Raw genomic sequence first — 15760 nt, forward strand, 5'->3', positions numbered from 1 at the left:
CCGCCCGACCTGCGTCGATTCCTGCTTTCTGAAGGAGTGCCCGCCATGACGTTGCCGTTTCGAGTGACTGTCCTCTCCGCCGCCGCGCTCCTCGGCGCGGTCGTGTCGGCGCCGGCACAGGAGGTGACCTTCGCGATCACCGCCCGCGAGGTCGGCACGCCGAGCTACAACCCGATCACCGCCACCCGGCTGAACAGCGCCAATTCGCTGATCTACGACCGGCTCGTGCTGCAGGATGCCGACCAGAGCTTCCATCCCTCGCTGGCGGCGTCCTGGGACCAGACCCCGGACGGCATGCAGTGGACCTTCAAGCTGCGGCCCGGCGTCAAGTTCCACGACGGCGAGCCCTTCAACGCCAAGGTGATCGAGTGGTGGGTGCCGAAATTCGCCGGCACCGAGAATGCCGACACGGTCGCCAAGGTCGACCGGGTCGAAGTCGTCGACGATCTGACCGTGCGCTTCCACATGAAGGCGCCGGATCCGAACCTGCTGTTCAACCTCGCCTCGTCCTTCATGGGCATCCCGTCGCCCAAGGCCTATGAGGCGCTCGGCGACAAGTACGGCGTGACGGCGGCGGTCGGCACCGGGCCGTTCAAGATGGAGAAGTTCACGGTCGGCCAGCAGACCGTGCTGGTCCGCAACGACGACTTCACCTGGGGTAGCGATCTCTCGGTCAACCGCGGTCCGGCCAAGATCAAGAAGATCACCGTGCGCGAGATCCCCGAGGATTCCACGGCCTTCCTCGAACTGCAGACCGGCGGCGTCGATCTGCTCTACACCGTGCCGGTCGACTTCATGCCGCGCCTGAAGGCGGAGAAGTCCGTCAAGGTGATGACCATCCCGGGCACCGAGATCGTCTACATGCCGATCAACACCCAGTCGGCGCCCTTCACCGACATCAAGGTGCGCGCGGCCGCCGCCTATGCGATCGACCAGAAGAGCATCTGGCAATCGCTCTATGGCGGCGTCGGCAACACCGCCAACGGCTTCCTGATCTCCAGCCTGCAGGAGGCCAAGGTCGACCCGAAATTCGCGATCTCCTATGATCCCGAGCGGTCGAAGAAGCTGCTCGACGAGGCCGGCTGGAAGGTCGGGCCCGACGGCATCCGCGCCAAGGACGGCGCCAGGCTGCAGGTCAAGCTGTGGACCTCCAACGGCACGGAGTTCAAGCGGCTGGTCGAAGTCGTGCAATCGCAGCTGAAGGCGGTCGGCTTCGCTGCCGACATCACCATCTTCGACGCCTCGACGATCAACGCCCAGTACAAGAAGAAGACCGAGCATCAGCTCGCCGTCCGGTCCTATTCCTGGACCAATGCGGACATCATCGACTGGTTCTTCGCCGCCCGCCGGGCCGGCTATCCGAACGTGTCGCTGTTCGACGATCCGAAGGCGGAAGAGCTGAACGTGACCGCCATGACCAAGTCGCGCACCTGGGACGAGCGCGTGGCGAATTTCAAGGCCTATCACGAGTATATCCTGTCGCAATATGCCTTCGCGCCGATCTACGAGCCGGCCAACGTCTTCGCCTATTCGACCCGTCGCCTGAAACTGCCGGAGACCATCCGCGGCACCCGGCTGACCAGCCAGACGATCCTCGACGCCCAGGTCTCCAACTGAGCCGTCTCTTGAACTGAGGCGTCGGGGCGCCGAACGGGAAGGACCGGGATGCTCGGCTATTTCGTCAGACGGCTGATCATGCTGCTCCCGGTCTTCCTGGCCATGTCGGCGATCGTGTTCCTGATCGTCCATCTCGTGCCCGGCGACCCGATCGACCACATGCTGCAGATCGGGGCGTCGGCCGAACGGCGCCAGGAACTGGCTGCCAAGTTCGGGCTCGACCGGCCGCTGGTCGTCCAATACGCGCTCTGGCTGAAGGCGGCGCTGACCGGCGATCTCGGCGAGGCGATCATCCTGAAGCAGCCGGTCGTCGACCTGATCCTCGCCAATCTGCCCTACAGCCTCGCGCTCGGGCTCTCGGCACTGCTCTTCTCGACCGTGGTCGGCGTCTCGGTCGGGGCGGCAGCGGCCTATTTCGCGGGGTCGTGGTTCGACCGCGTCGTCATGGCCGGCATCCTGATGGGATCGATGCTGCCGAGCTTCTGGCTCGGCCTCCTGATGATCCTGATCTTCGCCGTCGAGCTCGGGCTGTTTCCGGTCTCCGGCGCGCGCAGCTGGGACGCCCTGGTGCTGCCGGTCCTGACCGTCGGCATCGGCGGCGTCGCGCTGATCGCCCGGGTCACGCGCGCCGCCTTCGTCGAGGTGGCGCAGCAGGATTTCGTCACCCTGCTGCATGCCAAGGGCCTGACCCGGCGGCGCATCTTCTTCCGCCATCTGGTCCGCCACGCCCTGATGCCGGTCGTCACGATCCTCGGCCTCAAGGTCGGGTGGATCCTCGGCGGCGCGGTGACGGTCGAATATGTCTTCGCCCGGCCGGGTCTCGGATCGCTCCTGATCACCTCGCTCGGCCAGCGCGACTATCCGGTCGTGCAGGGCTGCCTCCTGATGCTCGGCATGGGCGTGATGCTCGGCACGCTGGTCGGCGATCTGGCGCAGGCGGCGATGGATCCGCGCGTGCGCGACAGGATGAGCTGAGATGGCGATCGGCACGGCTCTCCTCTCCGCCGCCCGCACCCCCCGGGGCGCACCCGCGGCGATCGTCCTCGTCGGCGTGGTCTTCGCCGCGATCTTCGCCGACCGCCTGGCGCCCTATGCCTATGACATGCAGTCCCTGATGCAGGCGAACCTGCCGCCCTCGGCCGCGCATCTGCTCGGCACCGACGAGTTCGGCCGCGATCTCTTCTCGCGCATCCTGCACGGCGCGCGCATCTCGCTCGGCGTCGCCGTCACGTCGATCGGCGCTTCGGTCGCCCTCGGCCTCGTCTTCGGGGCGATCGCCGGCTATGCCGGCGGCTGGGCCGACCGGCTCCTGATGGCGGTGGTCGATCTCACCTGGGCCTTTCCGGAGATCCTGATCGCGCTGGTGCTGATCGCCATCCTGGGGCCCGGGCTCGGGTCGACCGCGGTGGCGATCACGGTCGGCTACATGGCGCAGTTCGCCCGGCTGGCGCGCGCGCAGATCATCGCCCTGAAGGGCGAGACCTATATCGAGGCGACCGTCGGGCTCGGCGCCGGCCATGCCCATATCCTGCTGCGCCATCTGGTCCCCAATGCGCTGACGCCGGTCCTGGTCGCCGGCATGCTGGCGACCGGCGACGCCATCGTGCTGGAGGCGACGCTCGGCTATTTCGGCCTCGGCGCCCAGCCGCCGCTGCCGAGCTGGGGCGCGATGATGAGCGCCGGCGTCGGCCAGATGTTCCTGGCGCCCTGGGTGATCGTCTTCCCGGGCCTCGCCATCGCGATCACCGTGGTGGCGATCAATCTCTACGGCGACGCGCTGATCGACGCCCTGCAGATCCGCAATCGGCTGAGGGAAGGCTGAGATGGCGCTGTTGGAGGTCGAAGGGCTCACCATCGGCATCGGCCGCTTCACCCCGGTGCAGGAGATCGGCTTCTCGCTCGACCGCGGCGCCGTGCTCGGGCTGGTCGGGGAGAGCGGCTCGGGCAAGTCGCTGACCGCCATGGCGCTGATGGGCCTGCTGCCGCTGATCCGCGGCGAGGTCCGTGCCGGCTCGATCGTCTTCGACGGCGTCGAACTGGCCAACCGGCCGGCGGAGCTGCACCGCCGCCTGCGCGGCCGGCGCATCGCGCTGGTGACGCAGAACCCGATGACCTCGCTCGATCCGATCCGCACCGTCGGCACCCAGATCGACGAGGTCTCGCGGCTGCATGGCGGGCTCGACGGGCGGGCCGCGAAGGCGCGCAGCCTCGACCTGATGGAGGCGATGCGCATTCCGCGCGCCGCCGTCGTCCACGGCCAGTATCCGCACCAGCTCTCCGGCGGCATGAAGCAGCGCATCGTCATCGCCATGGCGCTGGCCGGCGATCCCGATCTGCTGGTCGCCGACGAGCCGACCACCGCCCTCGATGTCACCGTGCAGGCGCAGATCGTCCGCCTGATGGTCGATCTGGTGAAGGCGCGCGGCCTGGCGCTGGTGCTGATCACCCACGACATGGGCGTCGTCGCCCAGGCCTGCGACCGCGTGGTGGTGCTCTATGCCGGCCGGATCGCCGAGGCGGGCCCAGTCGAGTCGATCTTCGCCGCGCCGCATCATCCCTATACGCGGGCGCTGATCGGCTGCATCCCGGTCGAGGGCCAGGCCCGGGGCACGCTGATCGGCATTCCCGGTCAGGTGCCGGGGCTGACCGACTATCCCGCGCATTGCCGCTTCGCGCCGCGCTGCCCGGCCGCCTCGGCGCGCTGCCGGGCCGAGGCGCCGGCGCCGGCGACGATCGGCGCGTCGCGCGTCGCCTGCTTCCACCCGCTCGGGAGGGGCGCATGACCGACGGGCCGATGACCGACGGGCTGACGACCGGCGTGCCGACGACCGGCGTGCCGATCCTGCGCTTCGAGGACGTGAACCGTGATTTCACTACGCCCGGCGGCTGGTTCGCCCGGCGGCGCGTGCTGCGCGCGGTCAACGCCGTCACGCTCGACGTGCCGGCCGGACGGGTCACCGGCGTGGTCGGCGAATCCGGCTGCGGCAAGTCGACCCTGGCGCGGCTGGCGCTCGGCCTGATCAAACCGACCGACGGCCGGGTCTCGTTCGAAGGCGAGGATCTGGCGACCGCCAGGCGGGCGCGGCTGCGGCAGCTGCGTGCGCGCATGCAGATGGTCTTCCAGGATCCCTATTCGTCGATCGATCCGCGCATGACCATCGGCGACGCCGTGCTGGAACCCTTCGTCGTCCAGGGCATCCGGCTGACCGGGGCGGCGCGCGCCGCCAAGGCCGAGGCGCTGCTCGGCATGGTCGGGCTCGATCCGTCGCTGGCGCGCAACCATCCGCACCATCTCTCCGGCGGCCAGAAGCAGCGTGTCGGCATCGCGCGCGCCCTGGCGCTGGAGCCGCGCCTGGTCGTGCTCGACGAGCCGACCGCCTCACTCGACGTGTCGATCCAGGCGCAGATCGTCGCGCTGCTGGAGGCCCTGAAGGCGCGGCTCGACCTGACCTATCTGTTCATCTCCCACGACCTCGCGCTGGTGCGCTATTTCTGCGACCGCATCGTCGTCATGTATCTGGGCGCCGTGGTCGAGATTCTGCCCTCGCCCGCCGCGCCGATCCGCCATCCCTACACGCGGGCGCTGCTCGATTCGGCCTTCGTGCCCGATCCGACCCGGCGCCAGACGCTGGCGCGCGCCACCGGCGAGATCCCCTCGGCCTTCGACCTGCCGCCCGGCTGCGTCTACGCGCCGCGCTGCCCGCTGGCCGACGAGACCTGCCGCCGCATCCGGCCGCAACTCGATCGTTCGGCCCATCCGGTCGCCTGCCACCACCCCCTCGATCGCGCCGGAGCCGGTTCATGACGCGCACCATCCTGACAGCGGAATTCCAGCACGAGAGCAATACCTTCAGCCGTATCGGCGCGACGCTGGACTCCTTCCGCCAGCGCTACTGGTTCACCGGCGACGCGGCGATCCAAGCGCGCGGCGACGCCAACACGCCGCTGGCCGGCTTCCTCGATGTCGCCCGCCGCGAGGGCTGGCAGGTCGTCCACCCGATCAGCACCGGCGCCACGCCGTCCGGGCCGGTCACCCGCGAGGCCTACGAGACCATCGCCGGGCTGATCGTCGACGCCGTCCGGGCCGAGCGCGACCGGCTCGACGGCATCCTGCTCGGGCTGCACGGCGCGATGGTCGCCGAGCATCTGGAGGACGGCGAGGGCGAGTTGCTCGCCCGCATCCGCGCCATCGTCGGTCCGGATCTGCCGATCGGCCTGACGCTCGATCCGCATGCCAACGTCACCGCCGCGATGGTGCGTCACGCGCAGATCATCGTCACCTACAAGACCTATCCGCATGTCGACATGCGCGAGCGCGCCGTCCAGGCGGCCGAGATCCTGCGCCGGACGATGGCGGGCGAGATCGCGCCCGTCACGCTGCGCGCGGCGCCGCCGATGCTCGAGGAGGTGACCGGCGGGCGCACCGATATCGGGCCGATGGTCGCGCGCATCGCCGCCGCGATCGCCTATGAACAGGAGCCGGACGTCTTCGCCGTCTCGGTCGACGGCGGCTTCGGCAATGCCGACATCGCCGAGACCGGACCGACCGTGCTGGTCACCTGCCAGGGCGATCTCGCCCGCCACCGCGCCTTCGCGCACGGCCTCGCCCGCGACATGTGGGACCGGCGCCACGAGAGCCCGAACCTGTTCCTGACCGTCGAGGCCGCGGCCGCCGAGGCGCGCGCCTTCGACGCCGCCAACGGCCCGCTGGTGATCGCCGACTATGCCGACAATCCCGGCGGCGGCGCCTATGGCGACAGCACCACGCTGCTCGCCGCGCTGCTCGCCGCCGGTGTCGAGGATGCCGCGCTCGGCGGGCTGGTCGACCCGGAGGCGGTCGCCGAACTCGCCCGTCATCCGGTCGGATCGCGCGTGCGCGTCGCGCTCGGCGGCAAGACCGATCCGCGCATCGGCGGCGGACCGCTGGTGCTGGAGGGCGAGTTGCGCCACCTCTCGGACGGCCGCTATGTCGGCGAGGGGCTGATGATCGGTGGGCTCGAAGGCAGCTTCGGGCCGACGGCGGTGCTGCGCGTCGGCGGTCTCGACGTGCTGGTCATCGCCAACGCGGCGCAGATGCTCGATCTCGGCCAGTTCCGCGCCTTCGGCATCGTGCCCGAAAAGAAGCGCGTGCTGGCGGTCAAGTCGATGCAGCATTTCCGCGCCGCCTTCGAGCCGATCGCCGGCCGCGTCATCGTCTGCGACGGTGGCGCGCTGTGTTCGCCGGACCTGACCAAGCTGCCCTACAGTCGCGTCCGTCGCCCGATCTTCCCGCTCGACGCCGCGACGGCCTGGCCGGCCTGATGGCCGCATGCGCGTCCCTGCCGTTCCGCGATGGCCCCCGGCTTGACGAACCGGCAGGGCTGGCGCACCGATGGCTTCAGGCTCCGAAGCCGTCCGCCGACGAGCGGCCGACCGGTGCCTGACGGCGGCCGGCGGCCCCCGCAACCGCATCGGGTGCGGTTCGGGGTCGGTGCCGAGCGAACAGACGGGCGTCATGGAAAAGAAGCGCATCAGTCGCGGCACATTGGGGATGATGACCCGCCATAGGCCGACCATGCGCGTGCCGACCGGGCATCCCGGCCCGGAGGGCGGGCAGGACGATCCCGGACGCACCAAGACCACCGAGGCGCATGCGCTCGCCAACTCGGTCGGCGAGCAGATCCGCTCCCTGCGACGGGCGGCCGGGTTGACGACGGTCGAACTGGCGACGCGGGCGGGCCTCTCCAACGGCATGCTGTCGAAGATCGAGCGGGGGACCGCCCACCCCTCCTTCGTGTCGATCGCTTCGATCGCGCGCGCCCTGGAGGTGCCGGTCGCCCGCCTGTTCGCGAGCTACGACAACCGGCGCGACTGCTCTTTCGTCAGGGCAGGACAGGGATTGATCGTCGATCGGCGCGGATCGAAATCGGGCCATTCCTATGAGCTCCTGGGCCATCTTCTGTCCGGCGAAATCTATGTCGAGCCCTATTTCGTGAAGATCGAAAAATCCGGGTCCGGCAGCGCGAGCTTTCAGCATACCGGCATAGAGTTCATGTATATCCTGTCCGGGTCGATGAAGTTCCGCTATGCCGACCGCATGCTCGACGTGGGGCCGGGGGACTCTCTTCTGTTCGACGCCAACGCGGTGCATGGCGCCGAGGAAATTCTCAACGGCCCGGTCAGCCTGTTGTCGGTCGTGATCAACCTGCGCGCCTAGATCCTGATGCGATCTGAATGGATCGGACCCGGCTCCGATTGTCCTTGTGTGTGCAATCCTTTTCGGCTTTGAGCGGGTCGCTCAGTACCCCTCTCGGACTTCCGCCCGCGCCCGGTCCGGCAGGCCATGGGGCCGCGTTCCTGACAGTCCGCCGCAGGCCGGCGGGACGGATTCTTCCTGTCATGAAAATTTATCTTCCCATGTTGACGCCGCGCCATGGCGTCCAGCACCCTGGCCTCCAGCTTTCGGAACCCGGAGCATAGCGAAAGCAATTTCGCGGTCCGCTCCGAATTGTTCTCATGCGAGGGCAAGGAGAGATCGATGCGAATTACTCGTCACGGCATGTCAATCGCCGCCTCACTGGCGGCCATGATCATGATATTCATGATGACGGCGGTTTCTGCTCAGGAACGCCTGAAGCTTGCAACCGAAGGAACCTACCCGCCGTGGAACTACCGGGATACGTCCGGCAAGCTGGTCGGGTGGGATATCGATATCGGCAACGCGATCTGCGACCGCATGAAGGTGCAGTGCGAATTCATCGCGCAGGACTGGGACGGGATCATTCCGGGGCTGAACGCCAAGAAATACGATCTCATCGTCGCCAGCATGGGGATTACCGCGAAGCGGAAGGAGCAGGTTGCCTTCTCCAACCGGTACAAGGAGACCATCTCGCAGTTCGTCGCCCGTAAAGGCGCCATCAAGGATGCCTCGCCGGACGGGCTGGCCGGCAAGCGGATCGGCGTGCAGCGTGGATCGATCCAGCACGACTTCCTGATCAAGACCTACCCGAAGTCGGAAATCGTCGTCTACGACAAGACGACCGATGTGGAACTTGATCTCCTGGCCGACCGTGTCGACCTCATGCTGCAGAACAAGCTGACAAGCTATTCCGGCTTCTTCAAGAAGCCCGAGAGCGCCGACTACGAATATGTCGGCCCGGATCTGAAGGGCGGCCTCCTCGGCGAAGGCAATGGCATTGCCATGCGCAAGGAGGATACCGACCTGCGCGACCGGGTGAACAAGGCGCTCGCCGAGATCATCGCCGACGGCACCTACGAGACCATTTCCAAGAAATACTTCCCCTTCAAGCTGATGGGTGAATGAGGATGCGGAGGGCCGGGTCTTCCGGCTCTCCATTCCTCCAAAATGATGGGGAGACGTTCCGTGATCACCTTCGCAACGCTCGGCCCGAGCGGAACCAATCATGAGCTGGTAACGAAGCGATATATCGATTTTCATCGCATCGGCGGCGCCCGGATCGTCTTTGTCGACGATTTCGCCGTGGCGGCGGACGATCTTCTGAACGGGCGGATCGACTACATCATCCAGTGCGCGGTGCATCCCGACACGCCGAAGACGATGGGAGCGCACTACAAGTCGATGTTCGTGGTCGACACCTTCATTTCGCCCAGCAAGGAATTGGCGATCCTGACCCGGAAGTCGGTCGAGACGCCGACATCGATCGGACTGCTGCGGCCCGCGACCGAAAGCTACGCCGATCTGTCGCGCTGGACGCATCGGTTCCACGAGAATTCGATCCCCTTCGTTTTCGAGAAGATGCTGGCGGGCGAATACGATTCCGGCCTCGTCTATCTCGAATATGCCAGCCAGCATCCGGATCTCTTCCGGATCGACGAGGTCATCGGCAGCCCGGACGATGCCTGGATCGTCTATGGCCGCGAGCGGACCTATCGCGATCGCATCCTGGCCTGGCCGGACAGCCCGGTCGTCGAGCAGTTCCGCCGTCTCGAAAAGCGGGATGCGGCCTGAGGCCGGCCCGTCCCTCCTGACAGCAAGGCATGGTCGCACCGATGGGTTATCTGCCTCAGCTGATGTATGGCGCGCTGATCACGCTGGGCGTCGCGCTGTCCGCGGTCCTGTTCGGCGCGGCCTTCGGCCTTCTGGGCGCGATGGCGAAGCTCTCGGCGTCGCGCCCGCTGCGCGCCGTCGCCGAGGCCTACACGATCGTGGTCCGGGGCACGCCCGACCTGATCATCATCCTGATCGTGTTCTTCGGCGGCACCATCGCCCTGACCAGGCTGTTCGGCCGCACCGTGGAGGTGAGCGAGTTCGGTGCCGGCGTCGCCTCGCTCGCCTTCGTCTTCGGGGCCTATGCGACCGAGATCTTCCGCGGCGCCATCCGTGCCGTCCCGGTCGGACAGATCGAGGCTGCCCGCGCCCTCAGCCTGCCGGCTCCGATCCTCTTTCTGCGGATCGTTCTGCCGCAGGCGTGGCGGGTCGCGTTGCCGGCCTTCGGCAATCAGTCGATCATCCTGCTCAAGCAGACTTCGCTGATCTCGGTCGTCGGTCTGGAGGAATTGATGCGCTCGGCCTCGATGGCCGCCGGGGCCACGCGCGAGCCGTTCAAGTGGTACCTCGCCGCCGCGTGCCTCTATCTCGTCATGACGGGTCTCTCGACGATCCTGCTCCGGCTTGCGGAGCGCCGGGCCAATCTTGGTTACGAGAGGCGCTGAGATGCTCGACTTCAGCCTGATGCTCGAAGTGCTGCCGAAGCTCTGGCAGGGCGTCGGCATGACCGGCCGCCTTTCGCTGCTGATCCTCCTGCTCGCATTCGTGATCGCCGTCCCGCTCGCCTTCGCGCGCAACGCACGGGCGCCGCTCCTGAACGTCCCGGCACAGGCCTATATCCTGTTCTTCCGGGGCACCCCGGCGCTGATCCAGGTCTTTCTCGTCTATTACGGCGCCGGCCAGTTCGTCTGGGTCCGGACATCCTTCGCCTGGGCGGTCCTGCGCGATCCCTTCTGGTGCCTGATCATCGCTTTGGGGCTGAACGGCGCGGCCTATAGCGGCGAGCTTTTCGCCGGCGCCATGCGCAACGTACCGGCCGGTCTGGTCGAGGCGGCACGCGCGCTCGGTCTCAGCTGGTATTCGACCATGCGGACCGTCGTCCTGCCGCTGGCGATCCGCTCCGCGCTTCCCGCCTACAGCAACGAGATCGTGCTGACCATCAAGGCGACGTCGCTCGCCAGCACGATCACGATTCTCGACCTGACCGGAATGGCGCGCCTGGAAGTCGCGCGAACCTACGCACCCTACGAGGTGTTCCTGGCGGCGGGCCTGATCTATCTCGCGATCATCCTCGTTCTGACCCGCGGCCTGCGGGTGCTGGAACGCCGATGGACCGTGACCCGCTGAGGGCAATGGCGCTGGGCACCGTGCGGGCCTGACGGACCAGGCGCGTGGCCTGGACTGGCGCGTCGATGCCGGCGTCCGGCGCGGGATGGCCGCGCGATCAGATGGAGAGGCCGCCGAGGGACTTGCCGCCGTCGACGAACAGCGTCTGGCCGGTGACGAAGCGCGTCGCGGGACTGGCCAGGAAGGCGATGGCGTGGGCGATCTCGTCGGGGCTCGCGGCCTTGCCGGACGGCTCGAGCGCCTCCCAGGCGGCGAACATCTCGGCCGGGGCCGAACGGGTCATCGGCGTGTCGGTAAAGCCGGGCGCGACCGAATTGACCGCGATGCCGGCGGGGCGCAGTTCCATCGCCATGGCGCGGGTGAGCCCGATCACGGCGGCCTTGGAGGCGACATAGTGGGCGAAGCGGGTGCCGCCGAGCGCACCGCGCGACGAGATGGTGACGATCCGCCCGCCCGGATTCATCCGTCGCGCGGCCTCCTGCGCCGGGATGAAGGTGCCGACCACATTCACGTCGAGCATGCGCCGGAAGGACGCCTCGTCGAGGTCGAGGAAGGCGGCATCCTGGTAGATGCCGGCGACCGTGACCATGACGTCGACGCGCGCCTCGGCGGCGAGCACGGCGGCAACACCGGCGCGATCGCAGATGTCGACCGGACGGGCGACGATGTCGAGCCCCGGGCCGGCGAGCCCCGGGCCGGCGAGGCTGGCGACGGCCTCCTCGAGGCGATCGGCGGCGCGGTCCATGGCGACGACCCGGAAGCCGTCGCGCGCCAGCCGTGCGACGGTCGCCAGTCCGATGCCCTGCGCGGCGCCGGTGACGAAGGCGATTTCGGACATCTGTCGGGACATCTCGATATCACTCGTAGCCGAACAGGCGCGGCAGGAAGAGCGTGATCGACGGGAACACCGTCAACACGGCCAGAACGCCGCCGAGGGCGAGCACGAAGGGCCAGATCTCGCGGATGATCTGCCCGAGCGGCACCCTGGCCAGCGAGGCCATGACGAAGAGCAGGAGACCATAGGGCGGCGTGATCAGGCCGATCATGAAGTTGAGCGTCACCACGATGCCGAAATAGGTCAGGTCGATACCCAGGGCCTTGGCACTCGGCAGGATCAGCGGCACGAAGACCAGCATCATCACCGAGCCGTCGAGGAAGCAGCCGAGCACCAGGAAGAGCAGGTTGACCAGCGCCATGAACTGCATCGGACCGAGCTGCAGGTCCGTGATGGCGAGCGCCAGGCGCGCGGCGAGGCCCTCGTTGGCGATCGCATAGTTGAGGATGAAGGCGCTGGCGATCAGCAGCATGGTGCTGGCCGACTGGCGCGCACTTTCGCCGAACACCGAACCGAGCGTCTGGATGCCGATGCGGCGATAGACGGCGGCGCCCAGGATCAGGGCCCAGAAGGCCGCCACCGCGGCGGCTTCGGTCGGCGTGAAGACGCCGGTCCAGATGCCGCCGAGCAGAACGACCGGCAGGGTCAGCGACAGGGCGGCGCGCCCGAACACCGCCGGCATCGCGCGGATCGGGACGACCTCGCCGACCGGCAGCGCCCGGCGCCCCGCCACCGCACGGATCGCCAGCATCAGGGCCGCGCCCATCAGGAAGCCCGGCACCAGGCCGGCCAGGAACAGCGCGCCGATCGACGCGCCGGAGATCAGCGCATAGATGACGAGCGGGATCGACGGCGGGATGATCGGCGCGATGGTGGCCGCCGCCGCCGTGATGGCGCAGGCGAGGCCGGGCGGATAGCCGCCGATCCGCTGCATCTGGCGCGTCGCAACCAGGCCGGGGCCGGCCGCGTCGGTCACGGCGCTGCCGCTCATGGAGGAGAAGATCATGCTGACCACGACGGTCACATGGCCCATCCCGCCGCGGAACCGCCCGACCAGGGCGTTGGCGGCGGCCCAGAGCCGATCGGAGATCGAGGCCGCATTCATGATATTGGCGGCCAGGATGAACATCGGGATGGCGACCAGGACATACATGGCCGTCATCTGGTTCATCACCTGCCCGACCAGCAGGCCGATATCCTGCCGTGTCGCGAAGAGATAGGCGGCCCCGCCAGCGAACATGACCAGCGCCAGCGGCAGCCTGACCAGGCCGCCGATCACCACCGTGGCGAGAAGTGTCCAGAGACCCGTGGTCATGCGCCGCCTTCCGGAGTCTTGGGGGCTGTGGCGTCGTCGTCGCCGTCGAGGTCCGCACCCGACCAGTGCGCCACCTCGGCGCGCCAGTCGGCGCCGACGAGGCGGCGGAGCACGATGACGAAGCGCAGGAGGATGATGGCGAAGAAGGCGGGGAAGACCGCGTAGACCCAGTCGAGGCGGAGCAGCATGACGTCGGTCCGCTCGCGCCAGAGGAACAGCGTGTAGTCGATCATGCCGGGCATCGCCGCGCCCATCAGGATCACGAAGCCGGTCGCCCCGGCGAGAAGGAGGGCCCGTTGCGCCGGTGGCGCGACATGCGCATAGACCACGTCGAAGGCGATGTGCTCCGGCCATTTCAGCACGAAGGCGGCGGTCCAGAAGGTCGACCACACGCTGATCAGCGTGACCGCCTCGTCGACGAAGCCGACCGGGCGGTCGAACAGGTAGCGCATGGCGACGCCGAAGACGAAGAGCGCGAAGACGACGGCGATGCCGGCGGCGGACAGGAAGCCGGCCACGCGGCGAAAGGACGGGGCGATGCCGCGCCCCGTCGTCCCGGCCGGCGTCACCGGATCGCCGTGACGCGATCGAGGAGGCCCGGCTTCCATTTGTCGGTCATGCCGGCCTTGCGGTACTCGTCCATGACCGCGGCCCGGAAGGCCGGGACGTTCGGATCGACCACCTTGATGCCGGCCTGCGTGAAGGTGTCGATCGCCGCCTTCTCGTCGGCGAGCGTCTTGGCGATCTCCTGGTCCGCCGCCTCGCGGGCCGCCGCGCGCAGCTCGGTCTGCTGGGCCGGCGACAGCTTGTCGAAGGCCGGCTTGGCCATGGCGATGAAGACCGGCTGGACGAGATGACGGGTCAGGATCACCTGCTTGGTCACCTCGTGGAACTTCCAGTCGCGGGTCATGTTGGTCGGGTTGTCCTGGGCGTCGATCGACCCGGTCTTGAGCCCGAGATAGACCTCGGTGATCGGCATCGAGACCGCGGTGGCGCCGAGCGCCTTGGCGAGCGTCTGGAAGGCCGGTCCGGGCGGCATGCGCATCTTCACGCCGGCGAGGTCGCCGGGTTCCTTGATCGGCTTGTCGTTGCGCAGGTTGACGGTGCGGGTGCCGAGATAGGCGGTGTCGAGGATGACGATGCCCATCTTGTCGGCGACGTCCTTGGTGAATTCCGCGCCGATGTCGGACCGGAAGGTCTTGATCAGGTGATCGGCGTCGCGGAACAGATAGGCGGCGCTGAAGACGCCATATTCGGGGAGCTGCGCCTCGATCTCGAAGGTGACCGGGCTCGCCATTTCAAGATTGCCGCGCTGCATGGCGGGCAATTCGGTGCCCTGGCGGAACAGCGCGCTGGCGGTGTGGACGGAGATCTTCAGTTCGCCCGGGAACTTCGCTTCCATCCGGGCCTTGATGGCGCGGAAGGCATCGGACAGCGGCGACTGGTCGGGCGCGGCGGTGGAGATGCGGATCTCGGTCTCGGCGGCGGCGGGCGCCGCGGCGGCAAGGCACAGCGGAGCCGTCAGGACGGCGGCGGCGGCGAAGGCGAGGAATTGTCTCATCGGTCTGCCCCTCTCGGATACGCGCCGCCGGACCGCCTGCGGGCGGTCGGCCGGCAGTTTCTTGGCGGCTCGCTCAGCGCGGCTCCTGGATCGTCACGGAAAGCCGGCCGATCGCCTCGATCTCGGCATCGACCCGATCGCCGACCTTGAGGAAGGTCTGTTTCGGCACGCCGACGCCGGCCGGCGTTCCGGTCAGGATCAGGTCGCCCGGGTCGAGCGTCATGATCCGCGACGCGATCGCGACCTGCTCGGCGATCGAGAAGATCATGTCGGCGGTGCTGCCGTTCTGCTTGACCTCGCCGTTGACCGAGAGCTTCAGCCCGATCGCCTGCGGGTCGGCGAAGGTCGAGGCCGGCACCAGCCGTGGACCGATCGGGCAACAGGTGTCGTTCGCCTTCCCGGCCACCCAGTCGAGCTTGTAGAAGGTCTCGGGTGCGCGGTTGTGATCCCGGGCCGAGAAATCGACCGAAACCGTGTAGGCGGCGACATGGTCGAGCGCCGTTTCCGGGCTGACGTTGCGGGCCGTGCGGCCGATCACGGCGGCCAGTTCGATTTCCCAGTCGAAGGCCCGGGTCCCGATCGGCATATGCACGGTCGGTCCCTCGCCGACGATGGCGTTGCGCGGCGGCTTCATGAAGAAGAACAGGCGCTGTTCCTCCTTCTTGGCCCCCGGCATGCCCATCTCGGCGAGATGATCGAAATAGTTCGCTCCCGCGCAGAGGATCTTGCCCGGATAGAGCAGGGGCGCGAGGCGGCGGTCGAAGGCGACCCGGTCGGCCTCGTCCACCAGGCCGGCGGCGCGGTCGAGCGCCGCGCGGGAACGGTCCCAGTCGCCGAACAGGTCGATGACGCGGGTCATGCCCGCAAGGCCGACCCTGGCGAGGCTCGGCTCCAGCGCATAGGCGGCGTCCCCGACTTCCAGGCACGCGATCGCGGTTCCCGCGCGGTCCACCGTCGCGAGCGACCAGCGGTCCGGGGCAATGTCGTTCGGCATGTCGATTTTTCCTTTGCTATGAAGGAAGGATGATTTTATAAAATCCGACTGTCAATACAAATTCTGCCGGAACCGGATTCGGC

The 15760-nt window shown here is 67.9% G+C and carries 16 protein-coding genes; 11 read left to right on the forward strand and 5 right to left on the reverse strand.

What is annotated here, in order from left to right; translation table 11 throughout:
• The first annotated feature begins 45 nt into the window (after window positions 1–45).
• The 11 genes from ABB55_RS15190 to ABB55_RS15240 all read left to right on the forward strand — a co-directional run bounded on the left by ABB55_RS15190 (window position 46) and on the right by ABB55_RS15240 (window position 10972).
• Window positions 46–1617, forward strand: a complete 1572-nt coding sequence (locus tag ABB55_RS15190; RefSeq protein ID WP_054359560.1) for an ABC transporter substrate-binding protein — start codon at window positions 46–48, stop codon at window positions 1615–1617.
• 48 nt (window positions 1618–1665) lie between these two features.
• On the forward strand, window positions 1666–2592 hold the full coding sequence (locus tag ABB55_RS15195; protein ID WP_054359561.1) for an ABC transporter permease: 927 nt from the start codon (window positions 1666–1668) through the stop codon (window positions 2590–2592).
• Between the two features lies 1 nt (window position 2593).
• Window positions 2594–3439, forward strand: a complete 846-nt coding sequence (locus ABB55_RS15200) for an ABC transporter permease (protein ID WP_054359562.1) — start codon at window positions 2594–2596, stop codon at window positions 3437–3439.
• 1 nt (window position 3440) lies between these two features.
• Complete coding sequence (locus ABB55_RS15205) at window positions 3441–4400, forward strand: ABC transporter ATP-binding protein (protein ID WP_054359563.1); 960 nt, start codon at window positions 3441–3443, stop codon at window positions 4398–4400.
• Window positions 4397–5422 carry an oligopeptide/dipeptide ABC transporter ATP-binding protein gene (locus ABB55_RS15210; RefSeq protein WP_244472043.1) on the forward strand — a complete coding sequence of 342 codons (1026 nt, stop codon included), beginning with the start codon at window positions 4397–4399 and terminating at the stop codon, window positions 5420–5422. The genes ABB55_RS15205 and ABB55_RS15210 overlap by 4 nt, the downstream gene beginning before the upstream one ends.
• Window positions 5419–6918 carry a M81 family metallopeptidase gene (locus tag ABB55_RS15215; protein ID WP_054359564.1) on the forward strand — a complete coding sequence of 500 codons (1500 nt, stop codon included), beginning with the start codon at window positions 5419–5421 and terminating at the stop codon, window positions 6916–6918. Before ABB55_RS15210 ends, ABB55_RS15215 begins: the two co-directional genes overlap by 4 nt.
• 193 nt (window positions 6919–7111) lie before the next feature.
• Window positions 7112–7813, forward strand: a complete 702-nt coding sequence (locus ABB55_RS15220) for a helix-turn-helix domain-containing protein (RefSeq protein WP_160321245.1) — start codon at window positions 7112–7114, stop codon at window positions 7811–7813.
• Window positions 7814–8029: 216 nt separating this feature from the next.
• A complete protein-coding gene (locus ABB55_RS15225; RefSeq protein WP_244472044.1) occupies window positions 8030–8920 on the forward strand; it encodes a transporter substrate-binding domain-containing protein in 891 nt (296 codons plus the stop codon).
• A gap of 60 nt (window positions 8921–8980) precedes the next feature.
• Window positions 8981–9586, forward strand: coding sequence for a hypothetical protein (locus ABB55_RS15230; RefSeq protein WP_054359566.1), 606 nt, complete (start codon window positions 8981–8983; stop codon window positions 9584–9586).
• A gap of 41 nt (window positions 9587–9627) precedes the next feature.
• Entirely contained in the window at window positions 9628–10290 is a 663-nt protein-coding gene (locus tag ABB55_RS15235; RefSeq protein ID WP_244472045.1) for an ABC transporter permease, read from the forward strand.
• Window position 10291: 1 nt separating this feature from the next.
• The gene (locus tag ABB55_RS15240) at window positions 10292–10972 is read left to right on the forward strand and encodes an ABC transporter permease (RefSeq protein ID WP_054359568.1); all 681 of its coding nucleotides are present in this window, start codon (window positions 10292–10294) and stop codon (window positions 10970–10972) included.
• Window positions 10973–11069: 97 nt separating this feature from the next.
• Here ABB55_RS15240 and ABB55_RS15245 read toward each other — a convergent pair whose 3' ends face one another.
• The 5 genes from ABB55_RS15245 to ABB55_RS15265 all read right to left on the reverse strand — a co-directional run bounded on the left by ABB55_RS15245 (window position 11070) and on the right by ABB55_RS15265 (window position 15677).
• The gene (locus tag ABB55_RS15245) at window positions 11070–11810 is read right to left on the reverse strand and encodes an SDR family NAD(P)-dependent oxidoreductase (protein ID WP_200912031.1); all 741 of its coding nucleotides are present in this window, start codon (window positions 11808–11810) and stop codon (window positions 11070–11072) included.
• Between the two features lie 19 nt (window positions 11811–11829).
• Window positions 11830–13122 carry a TRAP transporter large permease gene (locus tag ABB55_RS15250; RefSeq protein WP_054359570.1) on the reverse strand — a complete coding sequence of 431 codons (1293 nt, stop codon included), beginning with the start codon at window positions 13120–13122 and terminating at the stop codon, window positions 11830–11832.
• On the reverse strand, window positions 13119–13691 hold the full coding sequence (locus ABB55_RS15255) for a TRAP transporter small permease (RefSeq protein WP_054359571.1): 573 nt from the start codon (window positions 13689–13691) through the stop codon (window positions 13119–13121). Before ABB55_RS15255 ends, ABB55_RS15250 begins: the two co-directional genes overlap by 4 nt.
• Complete coding sequence (gene dctP / locus ABB55_RS15260; RefSeq protein ID WP_054359572.1) at window positions 13688–14683, reverse strand: TRAP transporter substrate-binding protein DctP; 996 nt, start codon at window positions 14681–14683, stop codon at window positions 13688–13690. The genes ABB55_RS15255 and dctP overlap by 4 nt, the downstream gene beginning before the upstream one ends.
• Before the next feature lie 73 nt (window positions 14684–14756).
• On the reverse strand, window positions 14757–15677 hold the full coding sequence (locus tag ABB55_RS15265; RefSeq protein WP_054359573.1) for a fumarylacetoacetate hydrolase family protein: 921 nt from the start codon (window positions 15675–15677) through the stop codon (window positions 14757–14759).
• Window positions 15678–15760 lie beyond the last annotated feature (83 nt).

Source organism: Prosthecodimorpha hirschii, assembly GCF_001305515.1.
In the GTDB taxonomy this organism is placed as follows: Bacteria; Pseudomonadota; Alphaproteobacteria; order Rhizobiales; family Ancalomicrobiaceae; genus Prosthecodimorpha; species Prosthecodimorpha hirschii.

Coding starts and splice junctions, on each gene's coding strand:
- ABB55_RS15205 (WP_054359563.1), top strand. CDS start 3,441: ATGGCGCTGTTGGAGGTCGAAGGGCTCACCATCGGCATCGGCCGCTTC.
- ABB55_RS15245 (WP_200912031.1), bottom strand. CDS start 11,810: ATGTCCGAAATCGCCTTCGTCACCGGCGCCGCGCAGGGCATCGGACTG.
- ABB55_RS15235 (WP_244472045.1), top strand. CDS start 9,628: ATGGGTTATCTGCCTCAGCTGATGTATGGCGCGCTGATCACGCTGGGC.
- ABB55_RS15265 (WP_054359573.1), bottom strand. CDS start 15,677: ATGCCGAACGACATTGCCCCGGACCGCTGGTCGCTCGCGACGGTGGAC.
- ABB55_RS15195 (WP_054359561.1), top strand. CDS start 1,666: ATGCTCGGCTATTTCGTCAGACGGCTGATCATGCTGCTCCCGGTCTTC.
- ABB55_RS15200 (WP_054359562.1), top strand. CDS start 2,594: ATGGCGATCGGCACGGCTCTCCTCTCCGCCGCCCGCACCCCCCGGGGC.
- ABB55_RS15190 (WP_054359560.1), top strand. CDS start 46: ATGACGTTGCCGTTTCGAGTGACTGTCCTCTCCGCCGCCGCGCTCCTC.
- ABB55_RS15220 (WP_160321245.1), top strand. CDS start 7,112: ATGGAAAAGAAGCGCATCAGTCGCGGCACATTGGGGATGATGACCCGC.
- ABB55_RS15225 (WP_244472044.1), top strand. CDS start 8,030: ATGGCGTCCAGCACCCTGGCCTCCAGCTTTCGGAACCCGGAGCATAGC.
- ABB55_RS15240 (WP_054359568.1), top strand. CDS start 10,292: ATGCTCGACTTCAGCCTGATGCTCGAAGTGCTGCCGAAGCTCTGGCAG.
- ABB55_RS15210 (WP_244472043.1), top strand. CDS start 4,397: ATGACCGACGGGCCGATGACCGACGGGCTGACGACCGGCGTGCCGACG.
- ABB55_RS15250 (WP_054359570.1), bottom strand. CDS start 13,122: ATGACCACGGGTCTCTGGACACTTCTCGCCACGGTGGTGATCGGCGGC.
- ABB55_RS15215 (WP_054359564.1), top strand. CDS start 5,419: ATGACGCGCACCATCCTGACAGCGGAATTCCAGCACGAGAGCAATACC.
- dctP (WP_054359572.1), bottom strand. CDS start 14,683: ATGAGACAATTCCTCGCCTTCGCCGCCGCCGCCGTCCTGACGGCTCCG.